Consider the following 15,975-nt stretch of genomic DNA (forward strand, 5'->3'; position numbering starts at 1 on the left):
GAAGCGATACAGCTGACAACGAGGAAGACATTACATCTATCATTCTACGCTTCAATCGCTTTGTGCGTTAGGACTCAAATATGGATCAGGATCGTGCGAACAACATGATTCAGATGCAGTCGATTCCCATTCGACCGCTTGAGTCCTTGCAGAGGCGGCGCGACTCTGTCAACAGATATACAAGGGGACACGCTACCCCATACCACTCTATCGATGCGCCGCTGAAAGGATACCTTGACGAAGTCACGGCAGAGTATCGCCGCGGTGATGCGGATCCCTACCAAGCACGACAGGTGCAGGTAGAGCCGATATTCATCAGTGAGACCAAGGCCGGCGAGGGTTCCCACAAGGTCCTGGAGAACAGCGATCTGACACCTCATGGAATACCAGGAATCGCAATCACCATGCTGAGTCCAACGCCGCTATCAGCGGCGCCGCCAGCGTTCGTTCCGGAATGTTCGCAGCACCCCAGTCACGATAAATCTGCGCTGATAGTTCCACACTGCCGCCCTGTTGTCAGAAGGTAGGGTTCGAAAACGAGATTGCTGTGCTGCACGGTGTACGTGAGTGCAAGATCCAACTTCACGGTGGCCGGACGAAGCAGTAGAGGGCACCTGCGCTCTCGCGCATTGGGGATTGGACTCACATCCGGTATCGCCATGGCGAAGCGAAGGTGGCCAGCCACAAGTTTCGGTAGGATCTGTGTTCAAATCAGATGCTATCGCCAGCATCAAATCTTCCGAGTATTAAACTAACGCTGCGCGCTTGCAGTATCCGTCGAGTGCGCCGACTCCACAATCTGCAAGTTGTTGATCCCCTCTGCACCCAAGATCTGGTAATCGTTATAGTGAATCGTCAATTCGGCAGATCCGCCCAGTCTGATTTCACTGATGCTGTGGTTACGTGCAGGAAGCCAAAACTGACTGACTTTCGTATACACCTGTTCGATCACGCCGTTCTTGGTCCAGAACGAGGGGTTCTTTGCGGGCTGCGCCTCTAAACGGGCTACTGCAAAATCTGCTGCGTCCACCCAGATCCGCCCCTGATAAAGGAATTTGTCTTTTGCTTTCGGCTCTACGGCAAGGACATACATGAGCCCGGAGGGTGCGTTTTCGTATCCGATCTGCGTGAAATTGTAATTGTCACTGTTTAGAGCGGTGCGCCTTTGAGCTTCTGTAGACGATGCCTCTTTTTCAGCCTGCAAGAGCTTCCTAAAAACTTTGTTGATGATAATCGTAGATCCAGTCGCAGATCGAATTGTAAATTCCTTGATTCCGGGGGATTGATACTTTACGTCTACGATCATCTCCGCGGTGCGTACGCCCGGAAAGCCGCGGTAGTCCACCCGATACGTTCGCGTTCCTAGGTACCCATGGAGTGTCCGAACCTGCTCCAGATTCCTTTTGACGAGACTCTTAACGATTTGTTCCGTCTTGAGGGGCTCATTTGCCACCGGAACGAAACCACGTCTTTGTTGCGGATCGGCTAGGGTGTGTGGTCCCATGCATAACAGCAATGAAGCGATTAACAAAACGGAACGGAATGGCGACCTCGGGGTCATATCCAAACACCTGGATGCGAATTCTATTGTTCCAGACAATGCAGGCCGATGACTGAGCTAAATAGCTCAATTTGATTCTGCTCGACGCTCGGCCATGCGCATGCTCAACCGCGATAAATCCCCAGATCGGTAAGTTCTCTTCTTCTTAGGCATGGGGAGCTTTGACGAAACAGGTCGGACAATCGAAACGTAAGTCCATCGTGTTCCGGCGGTGCGGATACATTCGGGATCTCGCTATTCGTGCTCCCCCGCGGATCTGCCGGCACCCAGGATATCTTCGAATGGCTAAGCGCACCGGCGATCTCGGTTGAGGCCCCGGTTGTCGCCCGGGTATCAGACATTGTGCATCACGCCAAAATTCAAGTGCTCTCGTTTGTAGTCAGCGCGTTTGGAGACTAAAGAAGGAGCGCACAGATGAGCTTCCTCTTGGAGTTTGAGTTCGGTCTCAGTATTTGCGTGAGAAATGGTCAAAAAGCAGGTCAGACAAATCGACTCGTAAGACCCATCTTTATTTTGGTGGTGCGGGTAGATTCGGGATTTCGTCATTAGTGCCTCCCTGTGCATCTAGCCGCAAGCGTAACGGAAGCTGGACTGGTTGTATGTCCTGTTCTGCTCACCACGCGGCTTTGCGCGTAGCAGACTGAATCGTGCATAAAGCTAGAGATCAAAGGCTACTTCGAGAGCTTTGCACAAAACAATGAGCCTGTCGAGCAGGACGAGACTACCGGAGAGTATTTGTGCCGAGAGTTCGGGTTTACGGTCCTTCCGTTGATGATCAACGGAAGCAAGAGCAAGTTGCTCGCCGAGGAGATCATTTCGGGTTCATTGAAAACCTCGGTTAACTAGACCCCATCCCGTCACGCGGGGATGTCCGGGATCGAGCTCCTCACAGGTCGCCACTGGGCCGGGGCCTGTCGACATCACCTCCACGCGGCTTGTCGCCTAATGCTACGGCCAAGGGCATTCCATGATTCAGCATATTTGTATATGCCGAATCATCCAGGATGATGTCATCCCAGGGGTGGCAGAAAAGTGGCAGATTTGCCAAATTCATTTGTTCAACGTTTTAGCTTGGAGCCAATAAACCAGCGTATTTATTGTGTTTAGTGGTGGCCCGGGCAGGAGTCCAACCTGCGACCTTCGCGTTAGGAGTGCGCCGCTCTATGCAACTGAGCTACCGGGCCTTATTGCCTAGTGTATCGCGGCGTTGCATTTGCTGCGGGTGCTAGACTTAAGGGTGGAGAGTTTATGCCTGAGATACAGCGTCGTAATGCGGTAACCGTAAAGATCGGGAATGTTCGTGTTGGCTCCGATGCCCCCGTTGTCGTCCAATCGATGACCAATACCGACACCGCAGACGTCGAAAGCACCGTTCAACAGATCGCCGCCCTGGCCCGTGCCGGTTCCGAGATGGTTCGCGTGACCGTCAACAACGATGAGGCCGCAAAAGCGATTCCCTACATTATCGATGGCATCGCGAAGAAGGGCTGGAACACCCCCATCATCGGTGACTTCCACTATAACGGCCATCTGCTGCTCTCCAAGTATCCCGACACCGCCCAGGCGCTCGCCAAGTACCGCATCAATCCTGGCAACGTCTCCATCGGTCGCAAGGACGACGACAACTTCCGAACCATGGTCGAGGTGGCCGTCAAGCACCAGAAGCCGGTCCGTATCGGCGTCAACTGGGGCTCGCTCGATCAGGCTCTTCTGACCAAAATGATGGACGAGAACTCGAAGTCCTCCAACCCGCTTCCTGCGCGCGATGTCATGATGGAGGCGATGGTCGTCTCCGCGCTCGACAACGCTGCCGCTGCCGAACGCTACGGTCTGCGCCGCCACCAGATCGTGCTCAGCGCCAAGGTCTCCGGCGTTCGCGACCTGATCGATGTCTACACGGAGCTGGCAAACCGCTGCGACTACGCACTGCACCTCGGTCTGACAGAGGCCGGCATGGGCATGAAAGGCGTCGTTGCCTCCACCGCCGGATTGGCTCCGCTGCTCCTCAGCGGAATCGGCGATACCATCCGGGTCAGCCTTACGCCTACTCCCGGCGGCGACCGTTCCGAAGAGGTTCGCTGCGGCCAGCAGATCCTTCAGTCTCTCGGAATCCGCAGCTTCATGCCGCAGGTGACCAGCTGCCCCGGCTGTGGCCGCACCACCTCCACTTACTTCCAGGAGCTCGCTGAGCGCATCCAGGGCTATCTGGTCGAGCAGATGCCGGAATGGAAGAAGCAGTACGCCGGAGTCGAAGAGTTGAAGCTCGCTGTCATGGGCTGCATCGTCAACGGACCCGGCGAGTCCAAACATGCCAACATCGGTATCTCCCTCCCCGGCACCTTCGAGGAGCCCAAGGCCCCTGTCTACGTCGACGGCAAGCTCTTCACCACGCTTCGCGGAGACCGCATCGTCGAGGAGTTTCAGGAGATTCTCGATAACTATGTCGAAAAACGTTATGGAAAAGTGCTCGTCGAAGCATAACCTGATCTCAGGTTCGCTCCATGCGCCTCTGCTTTATCGCAGGGGCGTTTTATTTTTGCGCAGCTCCTTGAGAGGATAGAAGGTTCCTCTCCACATCACGCCTCCTGCCTTCAGGGTCGTAAACGCTGAACGCAGAAGCGAATACAGGAACAGTGCAGCTCCCACGGGAAACAATGCTGCGTAAAGCGCAGGGATTCGGGAGTGCCGCGACGAAAGTCGGTAGAGTACAGCGATCGCCAGAAGCGTGAGGACAGCCGCAACCCGCGTCCCTGGAATGAAAAGAAAGACAAAGGGGGCAAGGCACTGGATGACCAGTCCCAGGCATGCGACAAGGACCAGTGCGATACGAAAACGAAAAACCGCAAAGAGGTTCTTGGTCATCACGTTAACTACTCCCATCGCCCCGGAGGCCCAGTGCAGGCTTACCATTCCGGGAGCAATCGCCACGCGCTGCCGCAGGCCAGCGTCCTTCACCCTGCGCGCAAGCGTAAGGTCCTCAAGGATCTCCATACGGAGCGACTCGAACCCTCCAAGCTGCTGATAGGCTGCCGTGCGCAGCATGTTGAATGCGCCGATCCCGATGGAATCCCGCTTCGCTTTCGGATCTGACGCCTTCCATGGCCTCGTCGCCCACAGCCCCATCACGCCCAGGTAGCCCAGCAACATGCCTTCACCGATGGATTTGATCTGGGGCGTGGGAAATGTCACAAAGTGGTCTGCGCCGATCGCGACAGCCTGCGCCAGAGAGCGCCGTACTGCCTGCGGCTCAAAGAAGACGTCCGCATCCGTAAAAAGCATATACTCCGGGTGATCGACGGCGATTGCATGGCGCGCAGCCATCGCCATCGCGTGCGGCTTGCCCAGCCAGCCTGTCGGAAGCTTGCGAATATGCAGGACACGCAGACGATCGGGATGATGCCGCACCAGCTCATCCATGATTGCTCCGGTCGCATCGGTCGAGCGATCATCGACCGCAATGATCCGCAGATTCTCGTAGTCCTGCGCAAGCAACGATGCCAGAGCGCCCGGAAGCGCCTGCTCCTCGTTGCGAGCCGGTACGATGACCGTGACAGCCGGATTCCCTGCAGGCTGGCGATCAAATTCCGGATCGCGCAGATCTGGAATACGCCGCAGTCCAAAAGCTGCCGTGACCGCCTTCCATATCCATGCGAACGCAAGGAGCCATGCAAGAGCGTGAGCCAGCTGCATCATGCGACGACAGGAGCATCTTCGGACAGCGGAGGAGCGTACCGCGCTCCTGCGAAGAAGATGATGGCAGCAAGCAGAAGCGTCACCAGCGTCGAACCAAGTCCCAGGTTCAGCGTCGATCGGTCGCTAACCGCGCCGATGATGCGCGGGGAGATTGCATCACCCAGCGCATGGATGACAAGAAGCTGTCCAGCCATTGCCGTCGCCCGCACCTCAGGCCGAACCGCGTTCATCGTGGCCGCATTGACGGGCCCGGTACCGAGGAAGATCAGAAAGATGGCCAGCGCGAGCGAAGGAATGGTCATGCTGTGCGGCCCAAAGAAACAGACCAACGCTGGCGGAATCGCCAATGCAGCGCTGATCGCAGGAACCAGATAGAGCGCTTTCGGAGTCTTCTTCGACCAGCGTTGCGCGATCACGCCGCCGGTGATCGTGCCCAGCAGACCGGTAACCACGGTTACGGCCCCCATCAGGAAGGCTGCATTCGATTGTGACCGTCCATCGACGCGCTGCAGAAATGACGGCATCCACCAGGAGATTCCGCCGAGCGAAAAGGTAACGGCGGCATAGCCAAGAATCGACGCGAGATAAGCCTTGTTTTTAATGAGGGTTAGGACAGTTCCCTTCTCCAGCTTCGCCTTCTCGTGCTGACTGGCCCCGCGCTCAGGCTCCTTCATCAAGAAGAGGATCAGCAATGCAATGATCGCTCCGGGAACGGCAGAGACGATAAAGGCATGCCGCCAGCCGTAGTGTTCTCCGACGACGCCGCCGACCAGATAACCCAGCGCTGCTCCCACCGGAATGGCGACATTGAAAATGGTCAGGACGCGGTTGCGCTGCTCCGGAGGATAGAAGTCCGAAAGCAGCGCCGGGGCGAAGATGCCGAAGCTGGCCTCACCAATTCCCAGCGCAGCGTGCCGCAGATTCAACGAGTCATAACTCGTGACCGATGCCGTAAAGAAGTTGATGCCGCTCCAGAAAAGCGCCGCGACAACGATCATGGGCTTGCGGGGAAAACGGTCGCCGAGCCATCCCGTAATAGGCGAGGTCAGCATGTAGGCGATCATGAACCAGAACGTCAGAGTCCCGATGTGCTCGTCCGTAAGGTGGAACTCGCCCTTGATCTGCTCCTGCACGCCCGGAAGGATGTATCGGTCGATATAGTTGACGAAGTTCAACGCAGTCAACAGCACAAGGGCCGTAGTCGCTCCGGCAACTGCACGGACCTGAGAGGGTTTGGTGGCGGATGGCATCGCTCGAAGGATAGCAGGGACGGCAAGCTCCCGCCTCCAGCAAGGGCCGCCCCGCGACGACTGGCCATTCTGATCGTTATACTGTGGCGAACACGGAACGAAAGGGCTCAGGACGCATTGATTTCGAAGATATCGGGAAGTTTACTGGCAGTCGGGAGCCTGCTGTGTCTTTCCTCAGCTATCGCAATCTTTCACGGGCCACCCGTCATGGCGGCGCAGGAACCTGAGCTGCATTCGCAACCCCAGCAGAATGGCCGTCAGCCGGATCGCTCCCATATCTTTCTTGGCCTTGGACGCGTGCCCGACGCAGCGGCAGCAAAGCGAGGCGAGGGCCTCTACCAGCAGAACTGCCAGGCCTGTCATGGGGCAAAGGCTCGCGGCGGCATCGGACCAAACCTCGTCCGCTCTGTGCTCGTACTGCACGACGACGCAGGCGAAGAGATCGGCCCCTTCCTCAAGGAAGGCAGGCCACAAAGCGGCATGCCTTCCTTCGCGCAACTGACCGATACCCAGCGCACCGATATCGCCGAGTATCTCCACATGGAGATCGAGCTTGCGGCCAATCGTGGACTCTACAAACATAGCGGAGAGATGACCAGCGGCAACGTTGAGAAGGGCAGGCAGTTTTTTGCCGCCCATTGCGCCAGTTGCCATTCCACGACCGGCGATCTGAAAGAAATTGGCGCGAAGTACTCGCAACCGGCAGCGATGTTGGCGCGGATCGCCTGGCCGGAGAACCGGGGTCCACGCCAGGCGACCGTTACGACTCCCGATGGCAAAGCGCTGACCGGCGTGCTTGAGCATTATGACGACTTCGATACGACCCTCAAGATCAGCAACGGCAGCACAACGACCTGGCCTACAGACACCGTAAAGGTCAGCATCCCCGACAAGCTGGAGGGCCATCGCGCCCTGCTGCCGAAGTACACCGACGACGATCTGCACAACCTCACCCGATATCTGCTGACACTGAAATGAAGCGGCCCTTTTTTACAAAATTCGCGCAACTCGCGGCTGTCGCCGTACTCTCTGCCACTGCATCCATCGCCCAGCAGGCGCCCCCTCCATCCGGACTCAATCCCACTGCGCTGGAACTGTTTCATCAGCCTGCGGATACGTGGCCGACCTACAACGGCGACTACTCGGGACGACGTTTTAGTGCGATCCGGCAGATCACGCAGCAAAACATCACGGACCTTAAGATCAAGTGGAAGTACACGATCACCGGCATTCCACCCCTGCGCGGCAGCGGCCCTCTGATCATCAAATCGACGCCCCTGATGGTCCATGGCGTTCTGTACTTCACCATCCCTGACCACGTCTTTGCCGTAGACGCCCGAACCGGCAAAGAGAAGTGGCGTTTCGATTTTGAAGACCATGGTGGCCACGTGCTCGGCCAGCGCGGAGTCGGAATGTACGGAAAGTGGATCTACTTCCTCACTCCCGATGGATGGTTTATCTCTCTCGATTCGGAGACCGGCAAAGAGCGCTGGCGCAAGAAGGTCGCCGACGAGAAGCTCCAGTACTTCACCACAATGGCGGCCGTCATCGTAAAAAATCACGTCATCATCGGCGTCGGTGGCGACGCGATGGATGTCGCCGGCTACCTGGAGTCACGCGACCCCGATACCGGCGAGATGCAGTGGCGCTGGTGGAGCGAACCCCAGAAGATGGGCGATCCCGGTTCCGAGACCTGGCCGAACGAGCAGTCCATGCGGCATGGCGGCGGTATGACCTGGCTACCCGGAACCTACGATCCGGAATTGAACCTCATCTACTGGGGAACGGGAAATACCAATCCGGTCTTTGCAGGCCAGGGCCGCAAGGGAGCCAATCTCTACACCGATTCGATCGTGGCGCTGAACCCCGATACAGGCAAGATGGTCTGGTACTTCCAGGGTTCCCCGCACGACACCCATGACTGGGATAACGTGGAGACTCCGGTGCTCTTCGATATGGAGATCGACGGCAAACCACGAAAACTGCTGGCGCAGGCAGCGCGCTGCGGGTACTTCTTCGTGCTGGATCGCACTAACGGAAAGTATCTCGTCTCGAAGCCTTTTACAAAGACTGCCAACTGGTCGAAGGGTATCGATGAACGCGGCCAGCCAATCCCGGATCCCGACAAGGAGCCTAAGGTGGACGGCTCCATGGTGGATATAGCCAGCAACGGAGCTACAAACTGGCCCCCGCCAAGCTATAGTCCGCAGACAAAGCTCTTTTACGTGAATGCAACCGAAGGCTACAGCGTGGCCTACCTCTACGACACCTCGCCGCAGCCCGAAGGATACGGCGGAGGAAGCTCCGGCGCCTTCGATACCCACTCCTCGCTGATCGCCCTCGACGTTCTCACCGGCGACGTGCGGTGGAAACACATTCCTAAAGGCCGAGGCGCAGAGGGCGGAGGGATGTCCGGCGGCATTCTGACGACAGCCGCCGGCCTGCTTTTCACCGGGGATTCCGACAGACTGGCAGCGTTTGACGCCACTGCAGGAAAAATCCTGTGGTCGCAGAAGCTGGATCATCACGTCAGCAATGGACCGTCGACCTCGGTACTTGATAACAAACAGAACATCATCGTGGGCGCCGGAGATACCCTCTACGCGCTGACCCTGGATGGAAAATAAACCTTAAAATACTGATAAATTGACCTTTAGTTATTAAAAGGCTTGCACGAAGAAGCATTCCCTGGAGTCACCCGACATGGGGATTCCTCGTGCTCCCTTAAGGTGCAGGCGCATGCACGAAAGGTGGTATGGGCCTTTGTTTTCTTTGCGGCTAAGCTTTTCCCATAACAAATGAGGTTCATGGTTCGAGAACGGCAATCTCTTACCAGGTATTGGCTTCAAAAACGGTTATTTCGATTTAGTTTTGCAAAAAACAATTTTTGCTTGCTTTTGGGCAACCTTTCGCTGTTTTATACTCGTGTTGTTGCCCTTCGGCTTCGCCTGTGTGCTGGAATGCTCTACCCTTTCGCCAGCCCCTCGTCACAGGCTTGCATCATCTACTGCCAATACCTAGAAACAGCTGATTGTTATCGGCCCCTGCGACCTATTTCCGAAGAGGTTTCTATCTATGCGCATCGCATCTGTTGGCACGGCATATCCTCCCCATCGCTATCCCCAGGCTGTCATTACAGAAGCTCTGAAAGAGCGAATGCAAGACAAACTGGCGATGCCCGAAATTATGGACCGTCTTCATCGCAACTGCGGTGTCGACTACAGGCACATCATGTACCCGCTGGAATCGCTGGGTACGATGTCCGGTTTCGGACCGATGAATGATCTTTGGATCAAAGGTGCTGTCGAACTCGGACAGCAGGCGGTTCAAAAGGCTCTGGATCAGGCTGGCCTGGAGCCTGCCGACATTTCGGCAATCTTTTTCACCTCCGTCACCGGCCTCGCCTGCCCCAGCATCGACGCGCGGCTCGTGAACCTGATGAACTTCCCCAAGAACATCAAACGCACTCCGATCTTTGGTCTGGGCTGTGTGGCTGGTGCGGCCGGCATCTCCAGAACAGTCGATTACGTTCGTGCCTATCCCAAGCAATACGCCATCCTGCTCTCGGTCGAGCTATGCTCTCTCACCTGGCAGGAAGGAGACGCCTCGATGGCGGCGATTGTCGCCTCCGGACTGTTCGGCGACGGCGCTGCGGCAGTCATCGTGGCTGGAGAGGAGACTCCCCACGGAATAAAGCCCACCAGCGTCCAGGAGCCCTGCCCCAGGGTTGTGGCAACCAAGTCCACCTTCTATCCCAACACCGAGCACCTGATGGGTTGGAATATCAACCACACCGGCTTCAACATTGTTCTGTCGGCGGAGGTGCCTGACCTGGTAAACGCCGAGCTGAAAAATACCGTTGAGGACTTCCTGGCTGAGAACAACATGAACATGCATCAGATCTGCAGCTTCATCATGCATAGCGGCGGACCGAAGGTTCTGCAGGCCATGGAAAGCAGCCTGAGTCTTCCTCCCGGTGCACTTGCGGCATCGTGGAACAGCCTGCGGCAGCGCGGCAATCTCTCCTCGGCTTCAGTCCTTACCGTTATGCAGGATTATCTCTACAACCGGCCGGGCAGCCCGGGATGCTACAGCATGATGGGCGCAATGGGACCGGCATTCTGCTCGGAACTGTTGCTCCTTCAATGGTAAAACCGCTGGAAATTCATTCAATTCATTGCACGAATTTCCTCAAAAGAGGTGCTCATCCTACCCTTGTGGCATTTGTTTTCGCAGCTGAAGGGTAAAAAAGTTCCTATTGTTTCCCAAAAATCATTGCAAAAAGCTGCACACAGAGCGCCCTGTGCTTCGGGCGCTCTGTTGTTTTTGGCGGACTAACTCCTTACAGCGTCGGGCGGAATAGATTGTGGAAAAACTGTAAGTATCTGGCTATGTAAGTGCATATATGGAGAGTGGTCGCTCGATGCCGCATTTTTTCTTGGAGGAACCTTTTCTATGCTAAGACCGCTCGCCCTTCTTGCGCTGGCTGCAGCAATCGCTGTCCCCAGTGCCGCCAAAGCTGATTCTATTACCGGTGCTCTTGCTGCTACCGGCAGTGATTCTTTCACCTCAAACACCATTACATTTGGGGAGGCTCGAGTTGATGGTGGATCAGGTTCTACCACCGGAACATTCGCGCTTTATCTCACCAATGGTACCCCCATCAACTTCCTCTCTGGGACGCTGCCCTATTCCCAGGGGGCGAATCAAGTTCCCCCTGCCATCTCTCCGGTGCAGCTCTTCACCGTCAGCCAGAACGGTGAGACCTTCGCCTTCTTTATGACTGACTACAACGCACAGTTCGTAAATAACGTCACTGGATGCACCGTCGGCAACTGCCTCGACGTAACCGGACATGGTTTCTTCCGCGGAACCGGCGCCGTCAACTACGACGACAGCCCTGCCAGCTTCACCTTCACCTCGCAGTTGGTTGGCGATCAGACCTCGACTACGTTCTCGGCCTCCGCAGTTTCGGCCGCTTCGGCAGTTCCCGAGCCATCGAGCCTTGCTCTGATGGGAAGCGGTGTTCTGGCCCTGGCCGGTATGGTTCGCCGTCGTGTCTCTCGTTCCGTCTAACTGAAGTCGTTTGTGACTTGTAGTATCTGATCCACTGAAATAAAGAACCTCTCCAATACTTCCTGCAAGGAAGGGAGCGCTGGAGGGGTTCTTCTAAAAGCAGCGACCGTACGGAGAAGAAGGCCAGCTTAAAGCTGGCCTTCTTCTTTTGCCCTCAGACGATGCCGCCCCCCGAGCTTCCATGGATTGGCTCCAGCACTGCTATCGGGAAGCGTTGAAGACTCTCTCCCTCAGACAGGCAACAATAAAACGACCTAGCTACAATCTCCTCTCAGATACCGATCTCAATTGCTTCCCATCCGGCGTTGTAGTGGCCGCCGCTCCAGCTGTTGTTGGTGATGGTCCGGTCATTAATCTCCACGTAGACGAGATAACAACACGGTACGATATTGGGATCGCTCCACGGATCCCACAGAAATTCTGTGGGAACAACGTAGCCCTGGTCGGCGGTATTGCCGTTGTACGTCTTCGACAGGGGCGTAGACGAGGTGTCCACGACCGGTACGGAGAGCCCGGAGTTGCCGCGAGCAGTTACGCTGACGGAGCTCATATTGGGGTCATAGGCCTGGATGGTAACGAGGATGAGGCCGTCTCCCTTCCTGACCTTCCCGCACTTGAGAGGTACACGGGTACCATCCGGCTTTTGCAACTGCAGGCTGATGGTTGGGCGAGGCAACGGGAATGGGCCGGTGTTGTCGAGCCGTACCGCCTGTGGACTGCTGACACGGGTGTTCATGGCGGCATCGCGCACACGCAGGCGCAGATAGAAAACTCCGTCGGGGGTGGAGGTCGGCCACATCAGGAGGGTCTTTTCACCCGTGGTGGTTCGACCGCCGTCAGAGTCGGTAAGTTGGTCGATGCGGAACCATCCCGGATCACCCCCGGTGGATTGACTGCGGGTGCGGAAGTATTGGAATGGCGGCGGAATGATAAAGGGGTCTGGGGGAACCGGGGGTGGCGGCTGCGGCGGCACCTGGTCGTAACCTCCCTGAGGTCCCACCAGAATTGGGCTGTAACCGGAGTTGGGGGTATTGGAGACCTCCACCAGATACTCGACCGCAGTGGGCATGTTGAAGATCCCCATAAGCCACACCATGCCCCCAAAAGGGTGGTCGCCAACTCCTGCTGCTGGATTGGGAGATGGAACGTAGAAGTTCGGGATGCTGGGACCACTGCCGAAGCCCTGTGAGTCTACCTGTGTTGTTGGAATCGATCCGACGCGAGTGATGAGCGGATCGGGAGGACAGACCCGGATGCACTGTTTGTGGCAGCTCTCGGCACAGAGAATCATGCAGAGCTGGTAGCAGAATCGTTCAAGTTTGTTGCGCTTGATCTCTTCGCCCCAGTGCTCGACATCTCCGGACTGAATGATTCCGAACAAGCGTTCGACGAAGTCGGGTTTGCGCAACAGAGGACCGACGGCTTTGGCAAAGTCGAGGATCTCCTGCGTATTGACTTCACCTGCAGGCGTCTGCGGACAGAATTTTCTGCAGACACCGATGCAGCGTTTGCGACAGAAGAAGCGGCAGACCCAGCGGCAGTCCTGCCGGATTCCGACCTTGTCGAGAGCGGCTGCGAACTTTTCTGCATCGCCTGCGAGAAAAGCCTCGTAGGCGCTGGAAAATGCCTTTGGGTCGCTTGAGAGTTTCTCAATTGCCTCGCCGGTCTGCTGGATTTCAAAAGCAGAGAGGGTAGATTTCTTGGTTTCGTCCATAACGTCCGCCTTTCGTCTTTCAGAACAGGCCCAGGACAAGCATTCATTTTGGAAGGGGGGGGAGGGGGGAGCGGCTGGATGCCGGTAGGAAGAGCTTTCCGTTCAGCCTCGTGTCTGAACCGCAGAAACTATATGCTTTGTGCGCGGAACTTCGCAAGGGAGCTTAAGAATATTTTGTGAACCAGCGCTGGGACGGCTCAAGTTCAGCCAACCTGGCTAGCGATGGCTGAGGCGCAAAGATTGCCAGGAACCATCGGCCGTCCAGCCGCCATCGACCGTCAGGGTATGTCCGTTGATGAACCCCGAGCGGGCCGGATCGGCAAGAAACAGCACAGCATTCGCTATATCGTCAGGGGTAGCGAAGCGGGCCATCGGGACACGCCCGATGATGTCTTCATCCGTGTAGGCAGAGGCCGCCTGGTCCACATGGTCCATCTCGGTCTTCACCCAGCCCGGACAGACCGCGTTTACCCGGACGCCATGGGCGCCCCACTCCGCGGCCAGTGTGCGCGTCAGTCCAATCAGGCCATGTTTCGATGCGTTGTAGGCGGAGCGGTTCGCGATCCCTGTTATACCTGCGATCGAGGCGATGTTGACGATACTTCCCTGCCCCTGCTGCAGCATCAGGGCACCAAACCCCTGTGACAGCAGAAACGGCGCTACAAGATTGACCTCAAGAACCCGGCGGAAGTCTATGACCGAAACCGCTTCAGCAGGGGCGATAAAGCTGATTCCTGCATTGTTGACCAGAACATCGGCACGGCCCCAGCGCCTCCGCACGGTCTCGGCGCAGTGCCGCACGAAGCCATCGTCGGTAATGTCTCCCATAAACTCTTCGCGCTCGGCGGCTGGCGCAACCGAGGAGCATGGCTGGCGATCGATCAGGGCGAGGGCATACCCTGCCTCGGCAAGCATCTCAGAGGTGCAACGGCCAATTCCCTGCGCGGCTCCGGTAACGATGGCGACGTTCATGGAGCTATTGTCTCCGATCGGAAACGAAGGTGACGCAAGCAGGCGGCGACGAGAGAACGAAGATTAAGCTTCCCAGAACAGCGCCTGAGGTATAGGATTTGGCGCGGCAATATGAGGAGGCTCGTTCGATGACGCCTTTTGTCTGCTGGACGTTGTTCCTGTCTCTATTTTTACTGCAAGAACCTGCTCCTTCACCCGCGCCGGTAGCACCCATCCCCGCTGATGCTGCTCGTGCTGTGAATCCGTTCAAACCCACCCCGGAGTCCCAGGCCCGCGCGAAAAAGATCTACGGCTACGACTGTGCTCTTTGTCATGGCGAAAGCGGCGACGGCAAAGGGGGAGCGGCCGTCGACATGAAGCTCAAGATGAGGAGCTACTCCGATCCAGAGGCTTTGAAAGACCTGACAGACGGCGAGTTGTTCTACATCATCCGGCATGGAAAGGGAGCGATGCCGGCGGAAGAGGAAGCACGCGCCAAAGACGAAGATGTCTGGAACATGGTGGTGCTGGTACGGTCGTTCGCCAGGAAGTAAATGTGCTTTGTCCCGCTCATGCGGCATCATGGCTATACGCCCTAACGACATGCGAGTCGTGTAAAGATTGGCTCGAGAGCGTTGGACCGATCACGCAAAGCAGCTATCGCCAATAAGGCGTATAGTCAATCTAGAACTCCTTTCTCGCCTTCAGCGCTCAAAGCTTTGCTCCTGACGAGTGTCTTTCAAGCACACAACTGTTCGTCTGGAGTCATCATGAGTATCCCTCGGAATACCGATGTTAAGAAGCACCTTGCTCGTTCCATCCCTCGCTTTGTCGCTCAAGAGAAAGACAGCGAAAAACCACCGTCGGCGCTGTCTGAGGACGGAAGACCTGTTGAGCACCAGATTATAGAGAATGCCCCTTTGAAATCCGAGGCTCAATAAATTTCGTCGGGTTCGCTGGCCATTTTTCTTTACTGGGACTGCTCCCCCTGACAACCATATTTTGAGACTTCGACCATGAACCCGGTCTTGAATTCAGTTGGCAATCAGCGCGACAGCTTACACCAGCAATCGAATCCCATGGCACCGTATATGGCTTAGGATCCCTTCTCAAGGATTTCGTTTTGAGCGAGGTCCATGAGCCGTCTGTTGAAAGGAACTCAATGCCGATCAAACAGTTACCCCGAAACTGGCCTGGAAAGATATCGCGTCTGTTGTATGCGAAACCCGTGTGCCCTATGTGTACCTCGATTGAATTCCGGCGATCCCCTGCGCGTTCGCTCGATAGGATGTTGCAACTGGTAAACCTGGTTCCGCTGCAATGTACGAACTGCTGGCGCTACTTTTACTGGATGCGCGATGACAACGTTTTCACATCGCAGGCCGATCGCGCCGAATGGCTGAACTAAGAGGGATCGTGCCGCTGAACTACAGCATCCTGGAACAATCGGCAGAAGAGTTACGGGAGACGGAGAACTCGCCGTCAGTGAGCATGTGGCCTTACCTTGTCGATTCGGATCAGACAGAGCTGCTCAGAACAATCAGCATCTACGTCGAAAAAGGAGACACGACGGAACGCGCACGAGTGCTGTATATGAACGCGCCTGCTCTTGAGGTCTGGAAGAAAATGAACAAAGCGACGGGAACAGTGGGCGAGGTTCATCGACCACCGAAGTCGGCCCTTTTGCTTTTCGGAGTGCCATTCAGCGAATAGCGGGGTTCGGAGGAACC

Annotated in this window: 12 protein-coding genes and 1 tRNA gene; 7 read left to right on the top strand and 6 right to left on the bottom strand. The window is 56.4% G+C overall.

Annotation, left to right across the window (positions count from 1 at the left end; genetic code table 11):
• Window positions 1-751: 751 nt before the first annotated feature.
• Together GWR55_RS07075 and GWR55_RS07080 are read right to left on the bottom strand one after the other, a co-directional pair.
• Window positions 752-1,345 carry a hypothetical protein gene (locus GWR55_RS07075; RefSeq protein ID WP_162401643.1) on the bottom strand — a complete coding sequence of 198 codons (594 nt, stop codon included), beginning with the start codon at window positions 1,343-1,345 and terminating at the stop codon, window positions 752-754.
• A 1,323-nt stretch (window positions 1,346-2,668) separates the two neighbouring features.
• A tRNA-Arg gene (locus GWR55_RS07080) sits at window positions 2,669-2,745 on the bottom strand.
• 64 nt (window positions 2,746-2,809) lie between these two features.
• Here GWR55_RS07080 and ispG point away from each other — a divergent pair.
• The gene (gene ispG, locus GWR55_RS07085; RefSeq protein WP_162401644.1) at window positions 2,810-4,042 is read left to right on the top strand and encodes a flavodoxin-dependent (E)-4-hydroxy-3-methylbut-2-enyl-diphosphate synthase; all 1,233 of its coding nucleotides are present in this window, start codon (window positions 2,810-2,812) and stop codon (window positions 4,040-4,042) included.
• Between the two features lie 33 nt (window positions 4,043-4,075).
• Here the strand turns inward: ispG and GWR55_RS07090 are convergent, their stop codons facing one another.
• Together GWR55_RS07090 and GWR55_RS07095 are read right to left on the bottom strand one after the other, a co-directional pair.
• Window positions 4,076-5,254, bottom strand: a complete 1,179-nt coding sequence (locus GWR55_RS07090; protein ID WP_162401645.1) for a glycosyltransferase — start codon at window positions 5,252-5,254, stop codon at window positions 4,076-4,078.
• Window positions 5,251-6,504 (bottom strand): MFS transporter, encoded by a 1,254-nt coding sequence (locus GWR55_RS07095; protein ID WP_162401646.1) that lies wholly within the window; start codon window positions 6,502-6,504, stop codon window positions 5,251-5,253. Before GWR55_RS07095 ends, GWR55_RS07090 begins: the two co-directional genes overlap by 4 nt.
• Before the next feature lie 207 nt (window positions 6,505-6,711).
• On the opposite strand from GWR55_RS07095, the gene GWR55_RS07100 reads away from it, so the two are divergent.
• From GWR55_RS07100 to GWR55_RS07115, 4 genes are all read left to right on the top strand, one after another.
• The gene (locus tag GWR55_RS07100; protein ID WP_162401647.1) at window positions 6,712-7,482 is read left to right on the top strand and encodes a c-type cytochrome; all 771 of its coding nucleotides are present in this window, start codon (window positions 6,712-6,714) and stop codon (window positions 7,480-7,482) included.
• The gene (locus GWR55_RS07105; protein ID WP_162401648.1) at window positions 7,479-9,131 is read left to right on the top strand and encodes an acido-empty-quinoprotein group A; all 1,653 of its coding nucleotides are present in this window, start codon (window positions 7,479-7,481) and stop codon (window positions 9,129-9,131) included. Before GWR55_RS07100 ends, GWR55_RS07105 begins: the two co-directional genes overlap by 4 nt.
• A gap of 448 nt (window positions 9,132-9,579) precedes the next feature.
• Window positions 9,580-10,656, top strand: coding sequence for a type III polyketide synthase (locus GWR55_RS07110; protein WP_162401649.1), 1,077 nt, complete (start codon window positions 9,580-9,582; stop codon window positions 10,654-10,656).
• A 303-nt stretch (window positions 10,657-10,959) separates the two neighbouring features.
• On the top strand, window positions 10,960-11,580 hold the full coding sequence (locus GWR55_RS07115; protein WP_162401650.1) for a PEP-CTERM sorting domain-containing protein: 621 nt from the start codon (window positions 10,960-10,962) through the stop codon (window positions 11,578-11,580).
• A 271-nt stretch (window positions 11,581-11,851) separates the two neighbouring features.
• Here GWR55_RS07115 and GWR55_RS07120 read toward each other — a convergent pair whose 3' ends face one another.
• On the bottom strand, window positions 11,852-13,294 hold the full coding sequence (locus GWR55_RS07120; RefSeq protein ID WP_162401651.1) for a hypothetical protein: 1,443 nt from the start codon (window positions 13,292-13,294) through the stop codon (window positions 11,852-11,854).
• Window positions 13,295-13,510: 216 nt separating this feature from the next.
• Window positions 13,511-14,266: an SDR family NAD(P)-dependent oxidoreductase gene (locus tag GWR55_RS07125; RefSeq protein ID WP_162401652.1), complete on the bottom strand. Its 756-nt coding sequence runs from the start codon at window positions 14,264-14,266 to the stop codon at window positions 13,511-13,513.
• Window positions 14,267-14,394: 128 nt separating this feature from the next.
• Here GWR55_RS07125 and GWR55_RS07130 point away from each other — a divergent pair, with 128 nt between their 5' ends.
• On the top strand, window positions 14,395-14,799 hold the full coding sequence (locus GWR55_RS07130) for a cytochrome c (protein ID WP_162401653.1): 405 nt from the start codon (window positions 14,395-14,397) through the stop codon (window positions 14,797-14,799).
• 841 nt (window positions 14,800-15,640) lie between these two features.
• Window positions 15,641-15,958: a hypothetical protein gene (locus GWR55_RS07135; protein ID WP_238398697.1), complete on the top strand. Its 318-nt coding sequence runs from the start codon at window positions 15,641-15,643 to the stop codon at window positions 15,956-15,958.
• Window positions 15,959-15,975: the final 17 nt, after the last annotated feature.

This window comes from Edaphobacter sp. 12200R-103, assembly GCF_010093025.1.
Taxonomy (GTDB): Bacteria; Acidobacteriota; Terriglobia; order Terriglobales; family Acidobacteriaceae; genus Edaphobacter.

Bases quoted from the DNA above. Each gene is read 5' to 3' on its own strand.
- GWR55_RS07100 (WP_162401647.1), top strand. From the start codon at position 6,712: ATGGCGGCGCAGGAACCTGAGCTGCATTCGCAACCCCAGCAGAATGGC.
- GWR55_RS07125 (WP_162401652.1), bottom strand. From the start codon at position 14,266: ATGAACGTCGCCATCGTTACCGGAGCCGCGCAGGGAATTGGCCGTTGC.
- ispG (WP_162401644.1), top strand. From the start codon at position 2,810: ATGCCTGAGATACAGCGTCGTAATGCGGTAACCGTAAAGATCGGGAAT.
- GWR55_RS07115 (WP_162401650.1), top strand. From the start codon at position 10,960: ATGCTAAGACCGCTCGCCCTTCTTGCGCTGGCTGCAGCAATCGCTGTC.
- GWR55_RS07105 (WP_162401648.1), top strand. From the start codon at position 7,479: ATGAAGCGGCCCTTTTTTACAAAATTCGCGCAACTCGCGGCTGTCGCC.
- GWR55_RS07130 (WP_162401653.1), top strand. From the start codon at position 14,395: ATGACGCCTTTTGTCTGCTGGACGTTGTTCCTGTCTCTATTTTTACTG.
- GWR55_RS07135 (WP_238398697.1), top strand. From the start codon at position 15,641: ATGGCTGAACTAAGAGGGATCGTGCCGCTGAACTACAGCATCCTGGAA.
- GWR55_RS07090 (WP_162401645.1), bottom strand. From the start codon at position 5,254: ATGATGCAGCTGGCTCACGCTCTTGCATGGCTCCTTGCGTTCGCATGG.
- GWR55_RS07120 (WP_162401651.1), bottom strand. From the start codon at position 13,294: ATGGACGAAACCAAGAAATCTACCCTCTCTGCTTTTGAAATCCAGCAG.
- GWR55_RS07110 (WP_162401649.1), top strand. From the start codon at position 9,580: ATGCGCATCGCATCTGTTGGCACGGCATATCCTCCCCATCGCTATCCC.
- GWR55_RS07095 (WP_162401646.1), bottom strand. From the start codon at position 6,504: ATGCCATCCGCCACCAAACCCTCTCAGGTCCGTGCAGTTGCCGGAGCG.